A 19,419-nucleotide genomic window follows, 5' to 3' on the forward strand; every position below is an offset into this window, starting at 1 on the left:
TGATCACAGCTAGAGATGGAAAGTGCCCTTGGCATCACGAAACGGCAATTTGAAAGTCTTTGGATAGGTTTACGCAAGATTTCTTAGCAAGTTGTTAACCCTCGGGATGTGTTCTCTGAGCTTGTAGAGGCAGGTTCATTTTCGCGGCGGCGCGACGACGCCAGAGGAAGGGGGATTGGGGAAAAATGGGCGCTATTTTGAGCTTCGAACGAAAGAAATTCGGTGACGACCCATCGCCGCCGACAAGGAATCAGCAGGGCGGTACCGCCGAGATCGTGATCTTGCCCTGTATTCGCTACGAACGCCGCGCGGCATCCGAGGCCCATCGCGACGTCCATGGCAAAGGCACTCGCTCCGCAATGTCCGGCGAGCGGTGCTCGAATTCGATCAGCCGCGACCCAACCGCCGCCTGAGGCGACGCGGGCACTTTTTCGCGCTTCGAGCATCCGGCTCGTCGTGCTGGCATGTCGCCCCGGGGACAGGCTCTCGGATGTGTCCGGCAAATCCCCTGATCGTCAGCCTCCGCTGGCGGCCGGCGACTTGCGGCGGATCGAATTCGTCGAGATCGCGTCGTCGGTCGGCGAGGGATCGCATCCGATCGAAGAGACGAAGGCATCGACGCTCGGTCGTTTGCTCTCCTCGTCGACGAGGACGCGGATCGTCATGTATCCCTCGCTCATTTCGACCTCGACGGGGATCTGCGCTTCCGGCGCATCCTGGACGGCTGCCTTGTCGACGAGCTGTTCCGGCGTTCCCACCATCAGATCGAAGGCATTGTCGACCGCCGAGCGGTCGTTGATGCTGTAGAGATTGTCCCCCCGGCGGTCGTAGATCGAGGCCGACCAGAAGGCGGGATCGTTTTGCAAGGCGTGAATCCTGACCGGGCCGTCGACCAGGGAAAAGCGACAGCCGGCCGTGATGAAGGCCGGATCGACAAAGGCGAACTCGCCGTTGGTCGAGCCGCCGGATTCTCCAGGCTCAGCAGGGCTTTCCAGCGCCTCGACGCGCACGAGCCGATCCGTTTCGCCAAGCTCTGCCAACCGGCTCCAGCCGTTGCGACTGGCAACGTCCGGCATCGAGAATATGACGGCGATATGCACGAGACCGGCCCCGACCAGTCCGACCATGACAGCCAGAAGGAGCTTACCCATCGGCGCAACCCTCCTGCCGAATCGTCGGCAAGGACAGGCTGGAGGCGCCGCTCGCCGCGCTCGCGGGGGTGTCGTAAAGGGCCAGAACGAAAATCATCGGACCCTTGCCGGAGGTTGCCAGCCAGTTGCCCGCTCTCGCTGTCGGTCCGATGGCGATCTCGAAGGAGTTGTCGTCCCGTCGCATGAGATTGTTGGAGGTCAGCCAGCCCGATCGACCCGCGCCCGGGCGCACGAGCCGGCCGTCCGGGAGATAGGTCGCGAGGGTGAAGATGCGGGCGGGCGGCGTCGAGCCAGCGATCCTGTAGGTGCATTCGCGCCGCAGCGGCCGTCCCTGGTCGTCGCTGTCGCTGCGAAACTGGATGCCTTCGCCGATGCCGAGGGTGAGGTTGCCGACCATGGCGAGACGGGCCTTGGAATAGGGGTCGGCGTCGGGCGCCCCGGCAGAAGGGGTTGCCCGCCACTGACCGACCGAGACGGTGCCGATCTCGCCGGAGTGATCGACCGCCCATTTGGCCGACCAACCCCCAAGAGAAAGGGCGATGCCAAGCGCAATCATGACGAGGACGGTGAAACGCATCGGTTCGATTATATCAAGGATTGGAGTGGGGCTGCTATCGGACGGGAGCCGCGGCGGCGGTATCGACGCTGGTCGTTTCTGCGGCCGAGGCGAGCTGTTCGGGGGCCAGCGGCTTCATCGTCTCGAGGCGGTCCGCGATGTCGGACAGGACATGCTGGGCCTTCTTGCTGAGGACTTCGGTGCTATTCGCTCGCGATCCATCCTCTTCGGTCGTCGCCACCTTGCCGCTCGATGCGGGGAAAGGATCGTCGATATAGGGGATGGGCTTCAAGTCGATGTTCTTGTGCGCCGCCTCCATGAACCGCTGCCACGTCAGGGCCGGAAGCGAGCCGCCGGTGAGCTTGTTGGTCGGCTTGAAGCTGTCGTTGCCGAACCAGACGGCGCCGACATAGTTGCCGGTGAAGCCGACGAACCAGCCGTCGCGATAGGACTGGGTGGTGCCCGTCTTGCCGCCGACGCGGGTCATCGTCAGCTGGGCCTTGCGCGCGGTGCCGCGTTCGGTGACGCCGACGAGCATCTCGTTCATGTAGCCGGTCGCCTTTTCCGACAGAATGCGCTTGCGCGCGGGCATGTCGCGCCGCGCATCCCACACGACCTCGCCGGTCGGACCGAGCAGCTGTTCGATCGCGTGACGATTGGAGTTCATCCCGCCATTGGCAAAGACGGTGTAGGCGGTCGCCTGATCCATGACGGTCACCTCGCTGGTGCCCAGCGCCATGGTCTTGTCGCCTCTCAGCGGCGATTCGATCCCCATGGCCTTGGCGGTCTTGACCGTGTTGTCGAAGCCGACCTTCTGGTAGAGCTTCACCGCCGGGACATTGAGCGAGCGGGCGAGCGCGTTGGCGAGGGTGACGCGGCCGGAGAAGGAGCGGCCGTAGTTCTGCGGCGACCATTTGCCGATGGTGATCGGGCTGTCGACGATCGTATCGGACGGCTTCATGCCCTCCTGCATGGCCGTCGCATAGACATAGACCTTGAAGGACGAACCGGGCTGGCGCAAAGCCCTGGTCGCGCGGTTGAACTGGGAGACGCCGTAGTCGCGGCCGCCGACGATCGCCCTGACGCTGCCGTCGGAGGCGAGCACCACCATTGCCGCCTCGCCGACGTCGTAAGTCTTGCCGTACTGGCGAAGATTGTATTCGACCGATTCGTCGGCGAGCTTCTGAAGATCGAGGTCGATGGTCGTGCGGGCCGTGAAATTGCGCTGCTTCAGGCCCTTTTCCTTGGCGATGCGCTGAACCTCGTCGAAGGCATAGTCGAGGAAATAGTCGGGCGAGGGGGTGGAGGAGCGGTCGATCGCGGTCGCGGGATTGCGCCTGGCGGCGATCACCTGGCCTTCGGTGAGGAAGTTCGCCTGGACCATATTGGTCAGGACTTCGTTGGCTCTGGCCCTGGCCGCGGGAAGGTTGATGTGCGGCGCGTATTTGGCCGGCGCCTTGAAGAGGCCGGCCAGCATCGCCGCCTCGGCCAGCGACACGTCACGGATATTCTTGCCGAAATAGAACTCGGACGCCGCCGCCGCGCCGAAGGTGCCGCCGCCCATATAGGCCCGGTCGAGATACATCGCGAGGATCTGGCGCTTGGAGTAATGCGACTCCAGCCACAGCGAGAGAAAGGCTTCCTTGATCTTGCGATCGAGGCTGCGTTCATTGGTGAGGAAGAGGTTCTTCGCCAGCTGCTGGGTCAGCGTCGAGCCGCCCTGGACGACGCCGCCGGCCTGGGCATTGACCGTCAGGGCGCGGACGAGGCCGAGAAAGTCGATGCCGAAATGATCGAAGAAGCGGCGATCCTCGGTGGCAAGCAGCGCCTTGATGAAGCTGTCGGGCATCTCGTCGATGGGGACGGCGGCTGCGCGAAGGATGCCGCGCCGTCCAATCTCGTCGCCATGCTTGTCGAGGAAGAGGACGGAATAGTCGCTCTCCTGGGGCAGACCGTTTTTCGTCATCTTGATCGCGGGCTGGGCCAGGGCAAAGAGGAGGATGAAGCCGGCAAGGCCGAGCGTCAGACCCTCGCAGGCGACCTCCACCAGTGCCCGGTTGAGACCGCGTACCCGGAACTTTCTGAAGAAGATCGTGACGCCTTCCCACCAGGCGAGGAAGGAATGAAAGGCGCGCCAGAGGCTCGAATCGATCCAGGCGTCGACCTCGATAAGGCGCGAGGGCTGCCGGCGCTTCCGGGGTTTGGTCTCGTCGTTCTGCAAGGCTCGGCCCATGATCGCGCGCCACGCCCGCAGGGGGACCGGCCCTCGCGGCCTACCCTCCCACGATCGTCGTGGCAATTCCCGGCCGCGACTTGTGCGGCCATCGATGACATCTTACGTCGTCCCCAACGCCCCTTATAGTTCGATGGCACGAAAAAATCTGCAAAAACAAAGCATGGTTTCCGGATGAACGATCGCAGCCCTGATCACGATGACGTGCCCTACTGGAAGGCGAAGTCGCTCGAAGAGATGCCGCCACAGGAGTGGGAGCGGCTGTGCGACGGCTGCGGACGCTGCTGCCTGAACAAGCTGGAAGACTGGGACACCGGCGAGATCGCCTGGACGAACGTCGCCTGCCAGCTTCTCGACGGGCACGCCTGCCGCTGCCGGCAATACGAGACGCGGCACGAGGTCGTGCCGGACTGCGTCGGATTGTCGCCCGACGCGGTGCGCACGCTCACCTGGCTGCCGCCGAGCTGCGCCTACCGGCTGATCGCCGAGGGGCGCGAGCTCTATTGGTGGCACCATCTCGTCTCGGGCGATCGCGAGACCGTGCACCAGGCGGGCGTCTCGGTGCAGGATCGGACGGTCAGCGAAGTGGGGATGGAGCTCGAGGATTACGAGGACCATCTGGTGGAATGGCCGGGGCAGGATGTGGATGTCGCGGAGGCCGACAGGAAATATGAAAAAATTCCTTGACTGCGTGACGGTGATCCAGTAGGGTTCAGTCATCATCAAAAATCTGTCGGCGGCACCGGGCAACTGGGGCCGTTTTTTCGTTTCTGGTGCCGGGTCGCGTTGGAGGCCGCCGGGCACGGGAGCGAACACGGGGCGAGGGGCGAATGGCGGAACTCTTGTCGGACCGGCTCTTCATGCTTCTCCTGCGCGAGGTGGAACGTCTCGAAGACGAGATTGGAGAAAATAGTCCTAACAAGAATTCGACCGAACCTTTCGGCGGCGAAGGCGCCGGGAAGATTGGCGTCTCTGCGGGGCGAACGAGCGCGAAGCCGGCATCGGCAGGCACGAAGGCAGCGTCGACCCGCGCCGGCTTCAAGGAGCGGGCCGATGCGCTGATCCTTTTGACGCGCACCCTCGAGAAGCTTCTGGAACTGCGCGCCGAGGAGTCGGCGGCGGGCCAGGACGACGAAGCCGAAACGCTGCGGCTGCGCGACGAATTCATGCGCCGGCTGCGGGCGCTCGACGCCAGGCGCGCCGGCGGCGCACGCTTGTTTGCGGACGGGGCGGCCAAGGCGGGCAAGCCGGCGACGAAGGGCAGGCGCCGGGCGAAGGGGCCCGCGCCAAAGCCCAGGGATCGGGACCCCGATGGCGGCGCCTGACGAGGAGCCTCTCGCCGGCGCAAAGGGCGCGCCGCTGAGCGAGGCCGACTTCTGGAGCGAAACGGACGATCTGATTGCGCGGCAGAAGGCGCCGGTGCTCATGCAAGCGAGGCTTCCCTGGGCGAGCCTCGCTCGGGCCTCGCAACTGCCGCCGCCGGGCGACTGGCGGCAATGGCTGATCGTCGGCGGGCGAGGCTCGGGCAAGACGCGGGCGGGCGCCGAATGGGTGCGGGCGATGGCGACGGGCGAGCCGCCCTTTGCCGAGAGGGCCCATGGGCGGATCGGGCTGCTCGCCGAGACGCTGGCCGATGCCCGCGAGGTGATGATCGACGGGGAGAGCGGGCTTCTGGCGATCAGCGGGCGTCCGCGCCCGGTCTTCGAGGCAAGCCGGCGACGGGTGGTCTTCGCCAACGGGGCCATCGCGCAGATCTTTTCGTCGGAGGATCCGGACGCGCTGCGGGGCTATCAGTTCGATCTCGCCTGGGGCGACGAGCTGGCGAAATGGGTGCATGGCGAGGCGTGTTTCGACAATCTGCAACTGGCGTTGCGACTGGGCGGGAACCCGCGGGCGCTGTTTACGACGACGCCGCGGCCGATCCCCTTGTTGAAGCGGCTGATGGCCGATCCGCAGACCGCAACGACCCACATGACGACGGCGGAAAACGCCGGCAATCTGGCGCCGGGTTTTCTCGCCGCGATGACCGAACGCTACGGCGGCACGCGGCTCGGACGGCAGGAGCTCGACGGGCAGATTCTTTCGGCAAGGGAGGACGCGCTGTTCGACCTTGCGAAGATCGAGCGGGAGCGCTGCGAGCCGCCGGAAGAGCTGCAGCGGATCGTCGTTGCGGTCGATCCGCCGGCAACGGCGACCGCGCGCTCCGACGCTTGCGGCATCATCGCGGCCGGCCGGGGCGCGGACGGGACGATCTACATTCTGGCGGACAGGAGCCGGCGGCGGGCCAAGCCGCATGAATGGGCGGGCTCTGCGATCTCGCTCTATCAGGCGCTGGGTGCCGACCGGATCGTCGCCGAGGTGAATCAGGGCGGCGACATGGTCGAGGCGGTGATCCGGGCGGCACAGCCCGATACGCCGTTTCAGGCGGTGCGGGCGAGCCGGGGCAAATGGCTGCGGGCCGAGCCCGTCGCCGCGCTCTACGAACGCGGACGAGTGCGCCATGCCGGGCGGTTTCCCGAACTGGAAGACGAGATGGCCGATTTCGGCCCGGATGGATTGTCCGGCGGCCGCTCGCCGGACCGGCTCGACGCGCTGGTCTGGGCGGTGAACGCGCTGACGGGGGGACGTGAGGCGCCGCGGATACGAGGGCTTTGAGGGGCGTTTGCGCGGTTGGCGAGCTTCTTTTGGGGCGGGGTGCAGGCGGAGGCGTTACCCCCCTCTGCCCTGCCGGGCATCTCCCCCACAAGGGGGGAGATCGAGCTCGCTCGGGTCGATCCGCCTCATTGTCGGTCGTTTCGGATCGCGTGGCCGGCGGAGTGGCGGGCGAGGGCGGCGAAATTTCTGATCTCACCCCTGTTGGGGGAGATGCCGGCAGGCAGAGGGGGGCGCCGTAGGGCGAAGCCTTCGAAAGCCGGAGGGCGACCGCAGGCGGCTTGCAGAATTCCAAACACATCGGAGCATTGGCAATGGGACTTGCGCGATCGATGGCCGGCTGGCTCGGCGCGGGCCGGCGGCCGGCCGAGACGGCGGCTGCCGACGGTGGAGCAGGGGAGGCGAAATCCGCCGCGACCGTCTCGGGAACGCTGGTGTTCACCGGCGGGGGCGACGGCATCTGGGCCGAGCGCTCCTATGCCGCTTTGTCGCGGGCCGGCTTCATGCAGAACCCGGTCGCTTATCGCTCTGTCCGGATGATCAGCGAGGCGGCGGCGGCGATCCCGCTCGTCCTTTATGATGGCGCGGAGGAGGTGAGCGAGCATCGCTTGCTCGATCTCTTGAGGCGACCCAACGGGATGACGGACGGCGCCGCCTTCGTCGAGGCGATCTGCGGGCATCTGCTGTTGTCCGGCAACGCCTATGTCGAGGCGGCGCTGATCGAGGGCGAGGTGAGGGCGCTGCACTTGCTGCGGCCGGACCGGGTGCGGCTGATCGAGGGCGCGGACGGTTGGCCGGAAGCCTACGAGTACCGCGCGGGAACGCGGGTGAGGCGGATTGCGGCCGAAGGGCCGGGCGGCGAGCCGGCGACGCTGTTGCAGCTTCAGCTCTTCCATCCGCTCGCCGACCATTCCGGCTATGCGCCGCTCGGCGCCGCGCAGAACGCGCTCGATCTTCACAACGCCGCCGCGCGCTGGAACCGGGCGCTGCTCGACAATTCGGCAAGGCCGTCGGGCGCGCTGATCTACAAGGCGGAAGGCGGTGGCAATCTCTCGCCCGATCAGTTCGACCGGCTGAAGGCCGAACTCGAGAGCGGCTATGCCGGCGCGGCCCGGGCCGGGCGTCCGCTGCTTCTGGAAGGCGGCCTCGACTGGAAGGCGATGGCGCTGACGCCGAAGGACATGGACTTCATCGAGGCACGGAACGGCGCGGCGCGGGATATCGCGCTCGCCTTCGGCGTGCCGCCGATGCTGCTCGGCATCCCGGGCGACGCGACCTATTCCAACTATGCCGAGGCGAACCGGGCGCTCTACCGACTGACCGTCCTGCCGATCGTCAAGCGCATCTGCGGGGCGCTGGGCGGCTGGCTCGGCGGCCATCTCGGCGAGTCGGGCCTGACGCTCTCGATCGATCTCGACCAGGTGGAAGGACTTTCGGCCGAGCGCGAGGCGCTGTGGGCGCGGGTCGGCGCGGCGGACTTCCTGACGAGAAGCGAAAAGCGGGAGGCGGTCGGCTATGGCAGGGATGGCGACGATGCTTGAGACGCGCGGCGTTGCGGCGGCGACCCTTGCGGACGCGCGACCGGTTGCGGCGGGGGCGATCCGGGCAGGGGCGATGGCGCCGCCGGCGCGATTTTCCGGCTATGCGGCGATCTTTGGGGCGACCGATCTCGCGGGCGACCGGATCGAGCCCGGCGCCTTCGCCGCCTCTCTGATCGGCCGGCGCGCGAGCGAGGTACGCATGCTCTGGCAGCACGATCCGGCCCGGCCGATCGGCCGCTGGCTGGAGATCTTCGAGGATCGTGTGGGCCTGAAGGTCGCCGGCGAGTTCGCCCTCGAAACCGAGGGCGGGCGGGAGGCCGCAGCGCTTGCCGCCGCCGGGGCGATCGACGGGCTGTCGATCGGCTTTCGCACCAAGCTCGCAAGACGCGATCCGGGCGGCGCCAAGCGCCGGCTGGTGACGATCGACCTGTGGGAAATCTCGCTGGTCACCTTCCCGATGCAGGACCGGGCCCGGCTGACGGTCATCGCCTGACTTCGACGCGGTCCGCTCGCCGACCTTTCGGCGAAACGCCAGGGGCATTTCGAAAACCAGACGCAACACCAGGAGAAAGACATGGACGAGACCGCGCTTGCCGGCTTCGAGACGAAGACGGTCACCCCCGAAATCCGCGGGCTGCAGGACGAGATGCAGCGGACCTTCGAGAGCTTTCGCGAGGCCAACGACATGCGCCTCGACGAGCTCGAAAGGCGCATGACGGGCGACGTCGTGACGAGTGATAAGGTCGACCGCATCGCGGCGGCGCTCGACGCCCAGAACCAGAGGATCGAGCGCCTTGCGCTGAAGGAAATGCGCCCGGCGCTCGGCCAGGACAGGGCCCGGCGCGGCGAGCCGGCGAGCGAGCACAAGAGCGCCTTCGAGCGCTATGTCCGCGGCGGCGACGAGACGGCGCTTCGGCGCTTTGAAGAAAAGGCGATGTCGAATCTGACCGGTGCCGATGGCGGCTTCCTCGTCCCCGACGAGACCGAAACCGAGATCGGCCGCAGGCTGGCGTCGATCTCGCCGATCCGCTCGATTGCCGCGGTGCGGACCGTCTCCAGCGCGGTTCTGAAGAAGCCCTTCGCGATTTCCGGCGCCGAGAGCGGCTGGGTGAGCGAAGCCGCCGATCGCGAGCAGACCGCCGCGCCGCAGCTCGCCGAACTCTCCTTCCCGACCATGGAACTCTACGCCATGCCGGCGGCGACGGCGACGCTTCTCGACGATGCCGCGGTCGATATCGATCGCTGGATCGGCGAGGAGGTCGAGCAGGCCTTCGCAGCCCAGGAGGGCTCGGCCTTCGTCAATGGCGACGGCGTCAGCAAGCCGAAAGGCTTCATGACCTACGCCAAGGCCGACGAAAGCGCCTGGGCCTGGGGCAAGGTCGGCACGATCTCCACCGGCGCAAACGGGGCGTTTGCCGAGGGAGAGGCCGCCGACGCGCTGATCGACCTCGTCTATGCGCTGAAGGCGGGCTACCGCCAGAACGCCAGCTTCGTGATGAACAGGAAGACGCAAGGATCGGTTCGCAAGCTGAAGGACGAGGACGGCAACTATCTGTGGCTGCCGCCGGCTTCGGCGGGCGCGCGGGCGACGCTGATGGGCTTTCCGATCGTCGAGGCGGAAGACATGCCGAACATCGCGACGGGCAATTGCGCCATCGCCTTCGGCGACTTCCAGCGCTTCTACCTCGTCGTCGACCGGCAGGGCGTGCGCGTGCTGCGCGACCCCTATTCCGCCAAGCCCTACGTCCTGTTCTATACGACGAAGCGCGTCGGCGGTGGCATCCAGGACTTCGACGCGGCCAAGCTGCTCGATTTCTCCGCCTGATCGCAAGACGAGCGATCGCCACCCATTCGAAAGCCCGGCCACGTGCCGGGCTTTTGGCTCTTTCGGAGACAATTCATGACGACGATCGATCTTGGCGTGACCGCCGAGCCGCTGACGCTCGAAGCCGCCAAGGCCTGGGCACGCATCGAGCGGGACGACGAGGACGCGCTGATCGCCGATCTCATTCGCGCCGGGCGCGAGGCGATCGAGCGCGAGACCGGCCTGTCGCTGATCGCCCGCAGCTTTCGTCTTTCTCTCGACCCGGTACCCCGAAACGGCTGGGTCGAGGCGACGCGGCGACCGCTGGTCTCGATCGATGCGGTCACGGCCTTTGATGGGGCGGGCAGTCCGGTCGTGTTCACCGCGGCCGAGGCGATCGTCGAGCGGCCGCGCGGATCAGACGGATACCGGCTTTCGGGCGCCGCCGTCGATCAGGCTGTGAACGGCGTCGAGATCGAATTTTCCGCCGGCTTTGCGGTCGGGAAATGCCCGGCCGATCTCGTGCTGGCCCTGAAGGCCATCGTCGCTGCCAGCTACGAGGCGCGGGCGCTGGTCGAGCCGGGGATGCAGCCGGCGCTGCGCCCGGCGATCGCCGATCGGCTGCTCGCGCCCTATCGGCCGGTGAGGCTGTGATGGCGCCCCTGTTTCTCGATCCGGGCCTTTTCAACCGCCGCGTCGCGCTGGACGAGCCCGTCGTCGTTCCGGATGGGGCAGGCGGCGGCGAGACGAGCTGGCAGGAGATCCGCGAGCTTTCCGTGCGGATCGAGCCGCTTTCCGTCCGCTCGCGCGAACGCTTCGATCAGCGCGAGGCGAAAGTGACGCACCGGGTTCTCGTTCGAACGAACCCGGTCGTCGCGCGCGGTCTGTCGTTTCGGACAAGCGGCCGGCGGCTCGTCATCCACTCGGTGCACGACCCGGACGAAAGCGGGCGCTACCTCGTCTGCCGCTGCGAAGAGGAGCGTTGAGGAATGAGGCTGCAGGTCACGGTGGCGAAGGGCACGCTGCAACGCAGTCTGCGGGCATTCGTCGAGCGGCGGGCCGCGCAGCGCGATAGGCGCGAACCGACGTCTGGGCCGACGCGATTTCCTGCCACTTCCGGGTTCAAAAATTCGCGGGAGATCCAGGACATGATCGACGATCCCTTCGAGGATGGGGTCCCGTTGCGGAGGCCGGACGCAACGAAAACGTAAGGTAGCGAAAAAGTTAAAATTGCCGGCGTTGACCGGAGCGACAGCGCAACCATTTCAGGTTATGTTTCATGGCGTCGTTCAAAGTGAACGCTGGCTTTTACGGAAATGGCATCGTGAACAGGGGCGAGAACCATGGCGCATCCGAGCGCTGAACTCCAGCAGTCGATCTTTTCCACTCTGACGTCCGACCCTGCGCTGACGGCGTTGCTCGGCGGGCCGAAGGTCTTTGACCGGCGGCCGGAGCGGGCGAACTTCCCCTATCTGACGCTCGGCCGGACGGCGGTCGTCGACTGGTCGACCGGCACCGAGGACGGGGCCGAGCATATCCTCACCCTGCATGTCTGGGCGAAGGGTGGCGGCAAGGCCGAGACCTACGCGATCATGGACAAGGTGGCCGAAAAGCTGAACGACACGGCGCTGGCGCTGGAGGGGCACCATCTGGTGAACCTTCGGCTGCAATTTGCCGAGGCGCGGCGGGAGGAAGACTCCTCGACCTATCACGGCATTCTGCGGTTTCGCGCGGTGACCGAGCCCTTGGCCTGAGCCGAGGCCGGGCCGACCACGAGGCTCAGGGCGTTTTTCCGGCCTCGCTGCTGCGAGCATTCTTGATGACATCACTTCAGGGCGGTCCTTCGGGGCCGCCCTTTTTCGTTGCCGCTGCGAGATGACGGCGGATGAACGCGAAGATGGGACGAACCGATGAGCGCGCAAAAAGGCAAGGACCTCCTTCTCAAGATCGACGAGGAGGGGGACGGCAGTTTCACGACGATCGCCGGGCTTCGCAGCCGGCGGATCGCCTTCAATGCCCAGACCGTCGACATCACCGATTCTGAAAGTGCCGGACGCTGGCGCGAGTTGCTCGGCGGCGCCGGCGTGCAGCGGGCGGCGCTTTCGGGCTCAGGCATCTTCAAGGATGCGGCGTCGGACGCGACGCTTCGGCACGTGTTCTTCGAATCGCGGGTTGCCGCGTTTCAGGCGGTGATCCCCGATTTCGGCAGGGTGACCGGGCCGTTCCAGGTGACGGCGCTGGAATATGGCGGCGAGCACGATGGCGAGGTCACCTTCGAGGCGACGCTGGAATCGGCCGGCGCGCTCTCCTTCGAGGCGATCTGACCATGGCGGTGAACCGAAAACGCGGCGAGGTATCCGCCACCATCGACGGCGAGGAGCGGCGGCTCTGCCTGACGCTTGGAGCGCTGGCCGAACTGGAGGACGCGTTTGCCGCCGACAATCTCGGCGAACTCGCCGACCGGTTTCGCGGGGGGCGGCTCTCGGCGCGGGATCTGACGCGGATCATCGGCGCCGGCTTGCGCGGCGCGGGCGCCGAGGTGAGCGATGCCGAGGTCGGCGCCATGCATATCGATGGCGGGGCCGCGGGGGCGGCGGCGACCGCCGTCGAACTCCTGGCCGCGGCTTTCGGCAGCGATCAGGAGGTGGCCGGAACGGGCGCTGCAAACCCTCGCGAAGCGGCGCTCTGAGCGCCGAACGTCGGGCCGAGGGCGAAGCCGTCGCGTTGCCGGTCGCCTTTCCTTGGGACGAGGCGATGGCCATCGGTTTCGGCGTGTTGCGGTTGTCGTCCCGGGATTTCTGGAGGCTGACGCCGCGCGAGCTGGCGGCCGTCTTGGGCCCGCGCTCGCCTGCCAGTGCGCCATCAGCCGGAGAACTCGCGGGTTTGATGCGGCGGTTTCCCGATCGACGGCGAGGTGATCGCGTCTGATCGAACCGCCGGCGCGAGAGGCTCGCTCTCCGTGCTGCCGGACAGCTCGCCCCAAGGGGCGAGACCGATTTCCGTAGACCTTTCAAGTACAGGACGAGACCATGGAAGAGGACGAGACCTTCACCGTCGCGATCCGCGCCGATACGTCCGGGCTCGACCGGGCGCTGTCGGATCTTTCAAGCCGCGCCGAACGGTTCGGCTCCGCGCTGACAACTGCCCTTGCCGGCGCAGTCACCGGCAGCCGCTCGCTCGACGGCGTTCTGAAGCAGCTGGCCGCGAGGCTCTCGACCATTGCGCTCGATGCCGCGCTGAAGCCGCTCGGCGAGCTGGCTTCGAGCGCCATCGGCCAGATCACCTCGGTGTTCGGCGGCGGGACGGGAGGTGGCGATGGCAGCGTCCTGCCTTTCGCCAAGGGCGGGGTCGTCGCATCGCCGAGCTTCTTTCCGGTCGGCGGCAAGACAGGGCTGATGGGGGAGGCGGGGGCGGAGGCGATCCTGCCGTTGTCGCGGGGCGCGGACGGCACGCTCGGCGTCGCGGCGCCGCAGGGGCGTGACGGCTCGACGATCGTCTTCAACGTATCGACGCCGGATGCGCCGAGCTTCAAGCGGGCCGAGGCGCAGATCCAGGCAATGCTGGCGCGCGCTGCGACACGTGGGCGAAGGGGCCTTTGACCATGGCGATCATCGCCTTCAGCGAAGAGCGGTTTCCGCTGCGGATCGCGTTCGGCACCAGCGGCGGGCCGGAGCGCAGGACGGACATCGTCCGGCTTTCGACCGGTTTCGAAAAGCGCAATCAGCGCTTTGCCCGCTCGGTCCGACGCTACGACGCGGGCTCGGGGTTGAAGAGCCTTGCCGATCTTGCCGCGGTGCTCGAATTCTTCGAGGCGATGCGCGGGCGGATGACGGGGTTTAGGTTTCGCGACCCGCTCGACCACGCCTCGGCGCGGCTCGGCCTTCCGGTCTCGCCGCTCGACCAGGCGATCGGAACCGGCGATGGCGAAGGGCGGGAGTTTGCGCTGATCAAGGCCTATGGCAGCGGCGAGGGCGCCTATATGCGGTCGATCGAAAAGCCGGTCGGCGGCAGTGTGCGCGTCGCGGTTGGCGGCGTCGAGACCGCTGCGGGCGTTGTCGTCGATCCATCGAAAGGCGTGGTCATCTTCGATGCGCCACCCGCCGAAGGGGCAACGATTACGGCCGGCTTCGAGTTCGACGTCCCGGTCCGCTTCGACACCGACCAGCTGGCCATCAACATCGCCGCCTTCGAGGCCGGTGACATTCCGACCATCCCGCTGATCGAGGTGCGGCCATGAGAACGCTGTCTCCAGATCTCGCTGCCGCGATCGAGCAGCCGGTCACGACGCTTGCCAATTGCTGGCGACTGACGCGGACGGACGGCGTCGTCCTCGGCTTTACCGATCACGACGAAGCGCTGACCTTCGAAGGGACGACGTTCGAGGCCGCGACCGGGCTCACGGCCTCCGAGGCAGAAGCGACGCTCGGCCTCGGCGCGGCGACCGCCGAGGTCGAGGGGGCGCTGTCCTCGGCTGCGATCGAGGAAACGGATATCGCCGCCGGCCGCTTCGACGGCGCGCGCATCGAGACCTTCGTCGTCGACTGGCAGAATGTCGACCGGCATGTGCGCATCGACGTTTCGGATCTCGGCGAGGTCAAATGGGGCGAGATCGCCTTCACGGCGGAATTGCGAAGCATCGCGGCCAGGCTGGAGGCCGTGCGCGGCCGCCTCTATCGAAGGCGCTGCGATGCCGTTCTGGGTGACGAGCGCTGTCGCTTCGACCTGTCGCAGCCGCCCCATAGGGTGGAATGCGCAGTTCACTCCGTGGGCGACGGCTGGATCGAGATCGACGGGGCGCTCGGCGCCGATCCCGATCGCTACGCTTCGGGACGGTTGACGATGATCGATGGCGATGCCGGCGGGCTTGGCTCTGATGTCGCTTCGGCGGCTGCGATGGCCACCGGACGTGTGCGAATATTCCTGGCCGAAACCATCGTCCCCGCGATCGGCGCAGGCGACCGGCTGAGCCTCGTGCAAGGCTGCGACAAGCGCTTTCAGACCTGCAAGGAACGCTTCGGCAATCATCTGAATTTCCGGGGTTTCCCGCACATTCCCGGCAGCGATGCCACTCTGCAGGTCGCAAGGACGGGGAGTTTCCACGACGGCTCGCCGGTCGTGCCATGAGCGAGGAAACGCGTAGACGCGCGCTCGCCATCGCCCGGCGCTGGCTCGGGACGCCCTATCGGCACCAGGGCTCGACGCAGGGCGTCGGCTGCGACTGCCTCGGCCTTCTGCGCGGCATCTGGCGCGAGCTGCATGACAGCGAGCCCGAAGAGCCGGGCGCCTATGCCATCACATGGAGCTTGCGGGCCGGGCCGGACCGGCTGTTGGCGGCGGCGGAGCGGCATCTCGTGCCGATCGAACCGGCCGAGGCCCTGGAAGGCGACGTCCTGCTGTTTCGCTGGCGCACCGGCGCGCCGGCCACGCATTGCGCCCTCGTCGACGGGGGCGGGCGCATCATCCATGCCTATCAGGGCAGCGCCGTCGTTTCGACGGCCTTGCCGAGAAGCTGGCGCGCGCGCATCGCCGGCGCCTTCCGTTTTCCGGAGTGAACCGTGGCGACCATCGTTTTTCAGGCGGCCGGGGCCGCGTTCGGCACCATTCTCGGTGGCCCGCTCGGCGCCGTGATCGGCCGTGCGGCCGGCGCGTTGGCCGGGTCCATCTTCGACGGACAGCTGTTTTCCGAGACGAAGCGCTACGAGGGGCCGCGGCTCGAGGCCGGGCGCGTCATGACCGCCGACGAGGGCGGCGGCGTGGCGCGCGTCTACGGCGCGGCACGGGTTGCCGGGCAGGTGATCTGGACGACGCGTTTCGAGGAGAAGAGCGAAACCGAGCGGCAGGGCGGCAAGGGCGGTGCGCCGACCAGCGAGGTCACCACCTACAGCTATTTCGGCAATGTCGCCGTCGGGCTTTGCGAAGGGCCGATCGCGGCGATCCGCAGGGTCTGGGCCGATGGTGAGGAAATGGACCTGTCGGAGATCGACGTCAGGGTCTATCTCGGCGACGAGGAACAACAGCCTGACCCGCTGATCGAGGTGAAGCAGGGCGCCGGCAATGCGCCGGCCTATCGCGGGCTCGCCTATCTCGTCTTCGAGCGGCTTCCTCTCGAACAATACGGCAATCGCATCCCGCAGATCTCCTGCGAAGTTCTGCGGCCGGTCGGCCGATTGGAAGAGCAGGTCAGAGCCGTCACGATCATCCCAGGCGCCACCGAGCACGGGCTCGATCCCGAACGCGTGCGCGAGAAGCTTTCCGAGGGCGAGGACAGGCTGATCAACCGCAACGTCCTTCATGGCGACAGCGACATTTCGGCCTCCGTCGATGAAATGCTCGCGCTCTGCCCCAATCTCGAGCGCGCGGCGCTCGTGGTTTCGTGGTTCGGGGACGATCTGCGGGCCGGCCATTGCTCGATGCGCCCGAAGGTCGAGATCTCGAAGCGGCGCGAGAACACCAATTGGCGGGTCGCGGGCCTCAGCCGGGACAATGCCAGGACGGTCTCGACCGTCGATGGCAGCCCGGCTTTTGGCGGGACCCCGAGCGACGGCGGCGTGATGCGCGCGATCGCGGCGCTCAAGGACCGGGGGCTGAAGGTCACCTACTACCCGTTCCTGCTGATGGACGTGCCGCCCGGCAACGGGCTGCCGGATCCCTATGGCGAGCAGGAGCAGGCGGCGTTTCCCTGGCGCGGGCGGATCAGCCTCGACGTCGCGGTCGGGCGAGCGGGAAGCGCCGACGGCACGGCCGACGCTCGCACGGCGATCGCGGCCTTTCTCGGTACCGCCGGGCCCGGCGATTATTCGTATTCGGGCGGCCGCGTGACCTATCACGGGCCGTCCGAGTGGTCCTATCGCCGGATGATCTTTCACCAGGCCCGCCTTGCGGCGGCCGGCGGCGCCGACGCCTTCGTCATCGGCTCGGAGCTGCGCGGACTGACGCGCATCCGCGACCATGAGGGGCGCTTTCCTTTCGTCGAGGGTCTGATCGAGATCGCCGAGGGCGTGAAGCAGATCATGCCCGGCGCGACCGTGACCTACGCGGCAGACTGGAGCGAGTATTTCGGCTATCAACCGTCGGACGGCTCGGGCGACGTCTTCTTCAATCTCGATCCGCTCTGGGCCTCGTCGTCGATCGACGTCATCGGGATCGACAACTACCTGCCGATCACCGACTGGCGCGATGGCGATGAGGAGCCCGAGGCCGCCTCGATCTATGATCGGGACGGGCTGAAGGCCGGGATCGCGGCCGGCGAGTATTTCGACTGGTTCTACGAGAACGAGGAGGCGCGAGCGGAAAAGGACCGCACGCCAATCAGTGATGGCGCGTACGGAAAGTCCTGGGTGTTCCGGCCGAAGGACATCGTCTCCTGGTGGTCGAACCGGCATTTCGACCGGCGCGGGGGCATCGAGATCGAGCAGCCGACGGACTACGTCCCGATGGCGAAACCGATCTGGCTGACCGAGCTCGGCTGCCCGGCGATCGACAAGGGACCCAACCAGCCCAACCTCTTCGTCGATTCCAAATCCGCCGAAAGCGCCATCCCCCATTTTTCCCGCGGCGGCCGGGACGATCTCGTGCAGCGGCGGTTCCTCGAAGCCCATCTGGAACATTGGAGCCCGGGATCGGCGGGCTTCGACGAGGCCGCCAATCCGGCCTCGCCGCTCTATGGCGGGCGCATGATCGATCCCGCCGCCATACATCTCTGGACCTTCGACGCACGGCCGTTTCCCGCCTTTCCAACGCTCACCGAGGTTTGGAGCGACGGCGAGAACTGGCGCCGGGGGCATTGGCTGAACGGCAGGCTCGGCAATGCGCCTCTGGACGCTCTGGTCGCCGCGATCCTGGAGCGCCATGGGATCGAGGCGCATGATCTGTCGGGGCTCGAGGCCTCGCTTGCGGGGTGGGTCGAGACGGGGCCGACCTCGGCGCGCGATACTCTGGAGAGCCTGTTCAGCCTCGTCGGCGCGGTCGCGCATGCCGAGGATGGCCGGTTCGTCGCGCGCTCGCTGGAGCGCCTTCGCCCCAAAGCCACGATCTCGGCTTTCGTCGATGAGGAGGACGCTCCCTTCGTCGAGCTTCGGCGGACCGAGGCCACCGCGACGGTCGATGCCGTCGCCTTGTCGTTCCTCGACCCATGGCGCCACTATCAGCCCGGCAGCGCCGAGGCGATGCGCGCGAGCGTCGCCGCACCGCGAAGGCAGCTCATCGGCTTGCCGGCCGTGATGGACGAGGCCGAGGCGGAGGCGTTTGCCGCCTCGATCCTCGCCGAAAATGGCTCGGTTTCGGAGACGGCGAGCTTCGCCGTTCCTGCCAGCGACCTCTCGCTCGCGGTTGGCGACGTCTTGCGTCTCGACGGACGCGATGGCGAATGGCTGGTCACGCGGATCGAAACCGGGGCGTCCAACCGGGTCAGCGCCAGGCGATTGCCGGTGCGGCGTGGCGGTGCGGCGGCCGGTGGCACGATACCGAGTGTCGCTCAGCTCCGCCCGGTCCTCGCGTCGCAGCCTTTCGCGGCCTTTCTCGATCTTCCGCTGCCGCCGGGGGGAAGCGGCTTCGAGGGCGCGCGTGTCGCCGTCAGTGCTTCGCCCTTTGCGGGCTACGAGGTGGCGAGCCTCTCCGACGATGGCACGTTGAAGTCGAGAGCGCGCGTGGCGCAGCCGGCAGTTCTCGGCCGGCTTGCCGGCGCACTCCGCCCCGGCCCCGAGGGACGCATCGATCCGGCAAACGACCTGATCGTCGAGTTGCCGCGCGGAGCGCTTTCGTCTGTCTCGCCGGCGTCGATGCTGTCAGGTGGCAATCTTTGCGCCGTTCGCTGCGACGATGGCGGCTTCGAGGTGCTGCAGTTCGAGCGGGCCGAAGAGATTGCGCCGGGACAATTCCGGCTCAGCCGGCTTTTGAGGGCGCAGGGCGGGACGGAGGACGCCATGGCGGCCGGAGCCTCGGCGGGCGCCGTCTTCGCACTTCTCGACGGGGCGAGTGCCGCGCTTTCCCTTGCCGAGGGGGACGTCGGACGGCAGCTGGAGTTTCGCGTTCAGCCCTTCGGTCGCGCCCGGGACGACGCGGCGGTGCTCTCCGAGAGCGCCGCCTTGGGGGGACGCTCCGTGCGGCCGCTTTCGCCAGTTCATCTGAGGGCAGCTTTTGCCGCCGATGGCGACGTTTCGATCGCATGGGTGCGCCGCACCCGGACCGGCGGCGACAGCTGGGCCGCGCGCGAAGTCCCGCTGGGGGAGGAAGCGGAACGCTATCATGTGCTGATCGAAGCAGAGAGCGGGATCAGCGCGACGATCGATACGAGCGAGCCGCGTCTTTCCCTGTCTGCGGCGGCGCAGGAGCAGCGTTTCGGTGTTCTGCCGGATGCCTTGGCAGTCTCGGTCGCGCAGGTCAGTCCCGTCTGGGGCGCGGGAACGTTTCGCAAGGCGACGTTCCGGCGGCCTGGCTGAGCCGGCGGCAGCGTCCGCTGGAAAACGACGTGTTTGGTAGCAAGT

21 protein-coding genes are annotated in these 19,419 nt (G+C 67.2%); 18 read left to right on the forward strand and 3 right to left on the reverse strand.

The window, feature by feature from the left end; translation table 11 throughout:
- The first annotated feature begins 185 nt into the window (after nucleotides 1-185).
- Nucleotides 186-413: a hypothetical protein gene (locus tag J6595_RS20250; protein ID WP_209597145.1), complete on the forward strand. Its 228-nt coding sequence runs from the start codon at nucleotides 186-188 to the stop codon at nucleotides 411-413.
- 102 nt (nucleotides 414-515) lie between these two features.
- On the opposite strand, the gene J6595_RS20255 is transcribed toward J6595_RS20250, so the two are convergent.
- Genes J6595_RS20255 through J6595_RS20265 form a run of 3 tightly spaced genes read right to left on the reverse strand, consistent with a single transcriptional unit; the run spans nucleotide 516 to nucleotide 3,940 of the window.
- Complete coding sequence (locus tag J6595_RS20255) at nucleotides 516-1,151, reverse strand: DUF1254 domain-containing protein (protein WP_209597147.1); 636 nt, start codon at nucleotides 1,149-1,151, stop codon at nucleotides 516-518.
- A complete protein-coding gene (locus tag J6595_RS20260) occupies nucleotides 1,144-1,728 on the reverse strand; it encodes a DUF1214 domain-containing protein (RefSeq protein WP_209597149.1) in 585 nt (194 codons plus the stop codon). The genes J6595_RS20255 and J6595_RS20260 overlap by 8 nt, the downstream gene beginning before the upstream one ends.
- Nucleotides 1,729-1,762: 34 nt before the next feature.
- Nucleotides 1,763-3,940, reverse strand: a complete 2,178-nt coding sequence (locus J6595_RS20265) for a transglycosylase domain-containing protein (protein WP_209597151.1) — start codon at nucleotides 3,938-3,940, stop codon at nucleotides 1,763-1,765.
- A 174-nt stretch (nucleotides 3,941-4,114) separates the two neighbouring features.
- Here J6595_RS20265 and J6595_RS20270 point away from each other — a divergent pair, with 174 nt between their 5' ends.
- The 17 genes from J6595_RS20270 to J6595_RS20345 all read left to right on the forward strand — a co-directional run bounded on the left by J6595_RS20270 (nucleotide 4,115) and on the right by J6595_RS20345 (nucleotide 19,374).
- The gene (locus J6595_RS20270) at nucleotides 4,115-4,627 is read left to right on the forward strand and encodes a YcgN family cysteine cluster protein (protein ID WP_209597153.1); all 513 of its coding nucleotides are present in this window, start codon (nucleotides 4,115-4,117) and stop codon (nucleotides 4,625-4,627) included.
- Nucleotides 4,628-4,770: 143 nt separating this feature from the next.
- Complete coding sequence (locus J6595_RS20275; protein ID WP_209597155.1) at nucleotides 4,771-5,265, forward strand: hypothetical protein; 495 nt, start codon at nucleotides 4,771-4,773, stop codon at nucleotides 5,263-5,265.
- A gap of 100 nt (nucleotides 5,266-5,365) precedes the next feature.
- On the forward strand, nucleotides 5,366-6,595 hold the full coding sequence (locus tag J6595_RS20280) for a DNA-packaging protein (protein WP_209597236.1): 1,230 nt from the start codon (nucleotides 5,366-5,368) through the stop codon (nucleotides 6,593-6,595).
- A 311-nt stretch (nucleotides 6,596-6,906) separates the two neighbouring features.
- Nucleotides 6,907-8,133 (forward strand): phage portal protein, encoded by a 1,227-nt coding sequence (locus J6595_RS20285; RefSeq protein ID WP_245198916.1) that lies wholly within the window; start codon nucleotides 6,907-6,909, stop codon nucleotides 8,131-8,133.
- On the forward strand, nucleotides 8,126-8,626 hold the full coding sequence (locus J6595_RS20290) for an HK97 family phage prohead protease (RefSeq protein ID WP_245198918.1): 501 nt from the start codon (nucleotides 8,126-8,128) through the stop codon (nucleotides 8,624-8,626). The genes J6595_RS20285 and J6595_RS20290 overlap by 8 nt, the downstream gene beginning before the upstream one ends.
- Nucleotides 8,627-8,707: 81 nt before the next feature.
- Nucleotides 8,708-9,958 (forward strand): phage major capsid protein, encoded by a 1,251-nt coding sequence (locus tag J6595_RS20295; protein ID WP_209597157.1) that lies wholly within the window; start codon nucleotides 8,708-8,710, stop codon nucleotides 9,956-9,958.
- 75 nt (nucleotides 9,959-10,033) lie between these two features.
- Nucleotides 10,034-10,591: a head-tail connector protein gene (locus J6595_RS20300; protein WP_209597159.1), complete on the forward strand. Its 558-nt coding sequence runs from the start codon at nucleotides 10,034-10,036 to the stop codon at nucleotides 10,589-10,591.
- Nucleotides 10,591-10,923, forward strand: a complete 333-nt coding sequence (locus J6595_RS20305) for a phage head closure protein (protein ID WP_209597160.1) — start codon at nucleotides 10,591-10,593, stop codon at nucleotides 10,921-10,923. The genes J6595_RS20300 and J6595_RS20305 overlap by 1 nt, the downstream gene beginning before the upstream one ends.
- A 357-nt stretch (nucleotides 10,924-11,280) precedes the next feature.
- Entirely contained in the window at nucleotides 11,281-11,691 is a 411-nt protein-coding gene (locus J6595_RS20310; protein WP_209597162.1) for a DUF3168 domain-containing protein, read from the forward strand.
- Nucleotides 11,692-11,847: 156 nt separating this feature from the next.
- A complete protein-coding gene (locus J6595_RS20315) occupies nucleotides 11,848-12,261 on the forward strand; it encodes a phage major tail protein, TP901-1 family (protein ID WP_209597164.1) in 414 nt (137 codons plus the stop codon).
- Nucleotides 12,262-12,263: 2 nt separating this feature from the next.
- Nucleotides 12,264-12,626, forward strand: coding sequence for a gene transfer agent family protein (locus J6595_RS22680; protein ID WP_245198920.1), 363 nt, complete (start codon nucleotides 12,264-12,266; stop codon nucleotides 12,624-12,626).
- A 35-nt stretch (nucleotides 12,627-12,661) separates the two neighbouring features.
- The gene (locus J6595_RS22685) at nucleotides 12,662-12,865 is read left to right on the forward strand and encodes a rcc01693 family protein (protein ID WP_425342190.1); all 204 of its coding nucleotides are present in this window, start codon (nucleotides 12,662-12,664) and stop codon (nucleotides 12,863-12,865) included.
- 101 nt (nucleotides 12,866-12,966) lie between these two features.
- Complete coding sequence (locus J6595_RS20325; protein ID WP_245198924.1) at nucleotides 12,967-13,536, forward strand: phage tail tape measure protein; 570 nt, start codon at nucleotides 12,967-12,969, stop codon at nucleotides 13,534-13,536.
- A 2-nt stretch (nucleotides 13,537-13,538) separates the two neighbouring features.
- The gene (locus J6595_RS20330; protein ID WP_209597166.1) at nucleotides 13,539-14,174 is read left to right on the forward strand and encodes a DUF2460 domain-containing protein; all 636 of its coding nucleotides are present in this window, start codon (nucleotides 13,539-13,541) and stop codon (nucleotides 14,172-14,174) included.
- The gene (locus J6595_RS20335; protein ID WP_209597168.1) at nucleotides 14,171-15,061 is read left to right on the forward strand and encodes a DUF2163 domain-containing protein; all 891 of its coding nucleotides are present in this window, start codon (nucleotides 14,171-14,173) and stop codon (nucleotides 15,059-15,061) included. Before J6595_RS20330 ends, J6595_RS20335 begins: the two co-directional genes overlap by 4 nt.
- Complete coding sequence (locus J6595_RS20340) at nucleotides 15,058-15,489, forward strand: NlpC/P60 family protein (RefSeq protein WP_209597170.1); 432 nt, start codon at nucleotides 15,058-15,060, stop codon at nucleotides 15,487-15,489. Before J6595_RS20335 ends, J6595_RS20340 begins: the two co-directional genes overlap by 4 nt.
- Before the next feature lie 3 nt (nucleotides 15,490-15,492).
- Nucleotides 15,493-19,374, forward strand: coding sequence for a baseplate multidomain protein megatron (locus J6595_RS20345; RefSeq protein WP_209597172.1), 3,882 nt, complete (start codon nucleotides 15,493-15,495; stop codon nucleotides 19,372-19,374).
- Nucleotides 19,375-19,419: the final 45 nt, after the last annotated feature.

Source organism: Jiella mangrovi, assembly GCF_017815135.1.
Taxonomy (GTDB): domain Bacteria; phylum Pseudomonadota; class Alphaproteobacteria; order Rhizobiales; family Rhizobiaceae; genus Jiella; species Jiella mangrovi.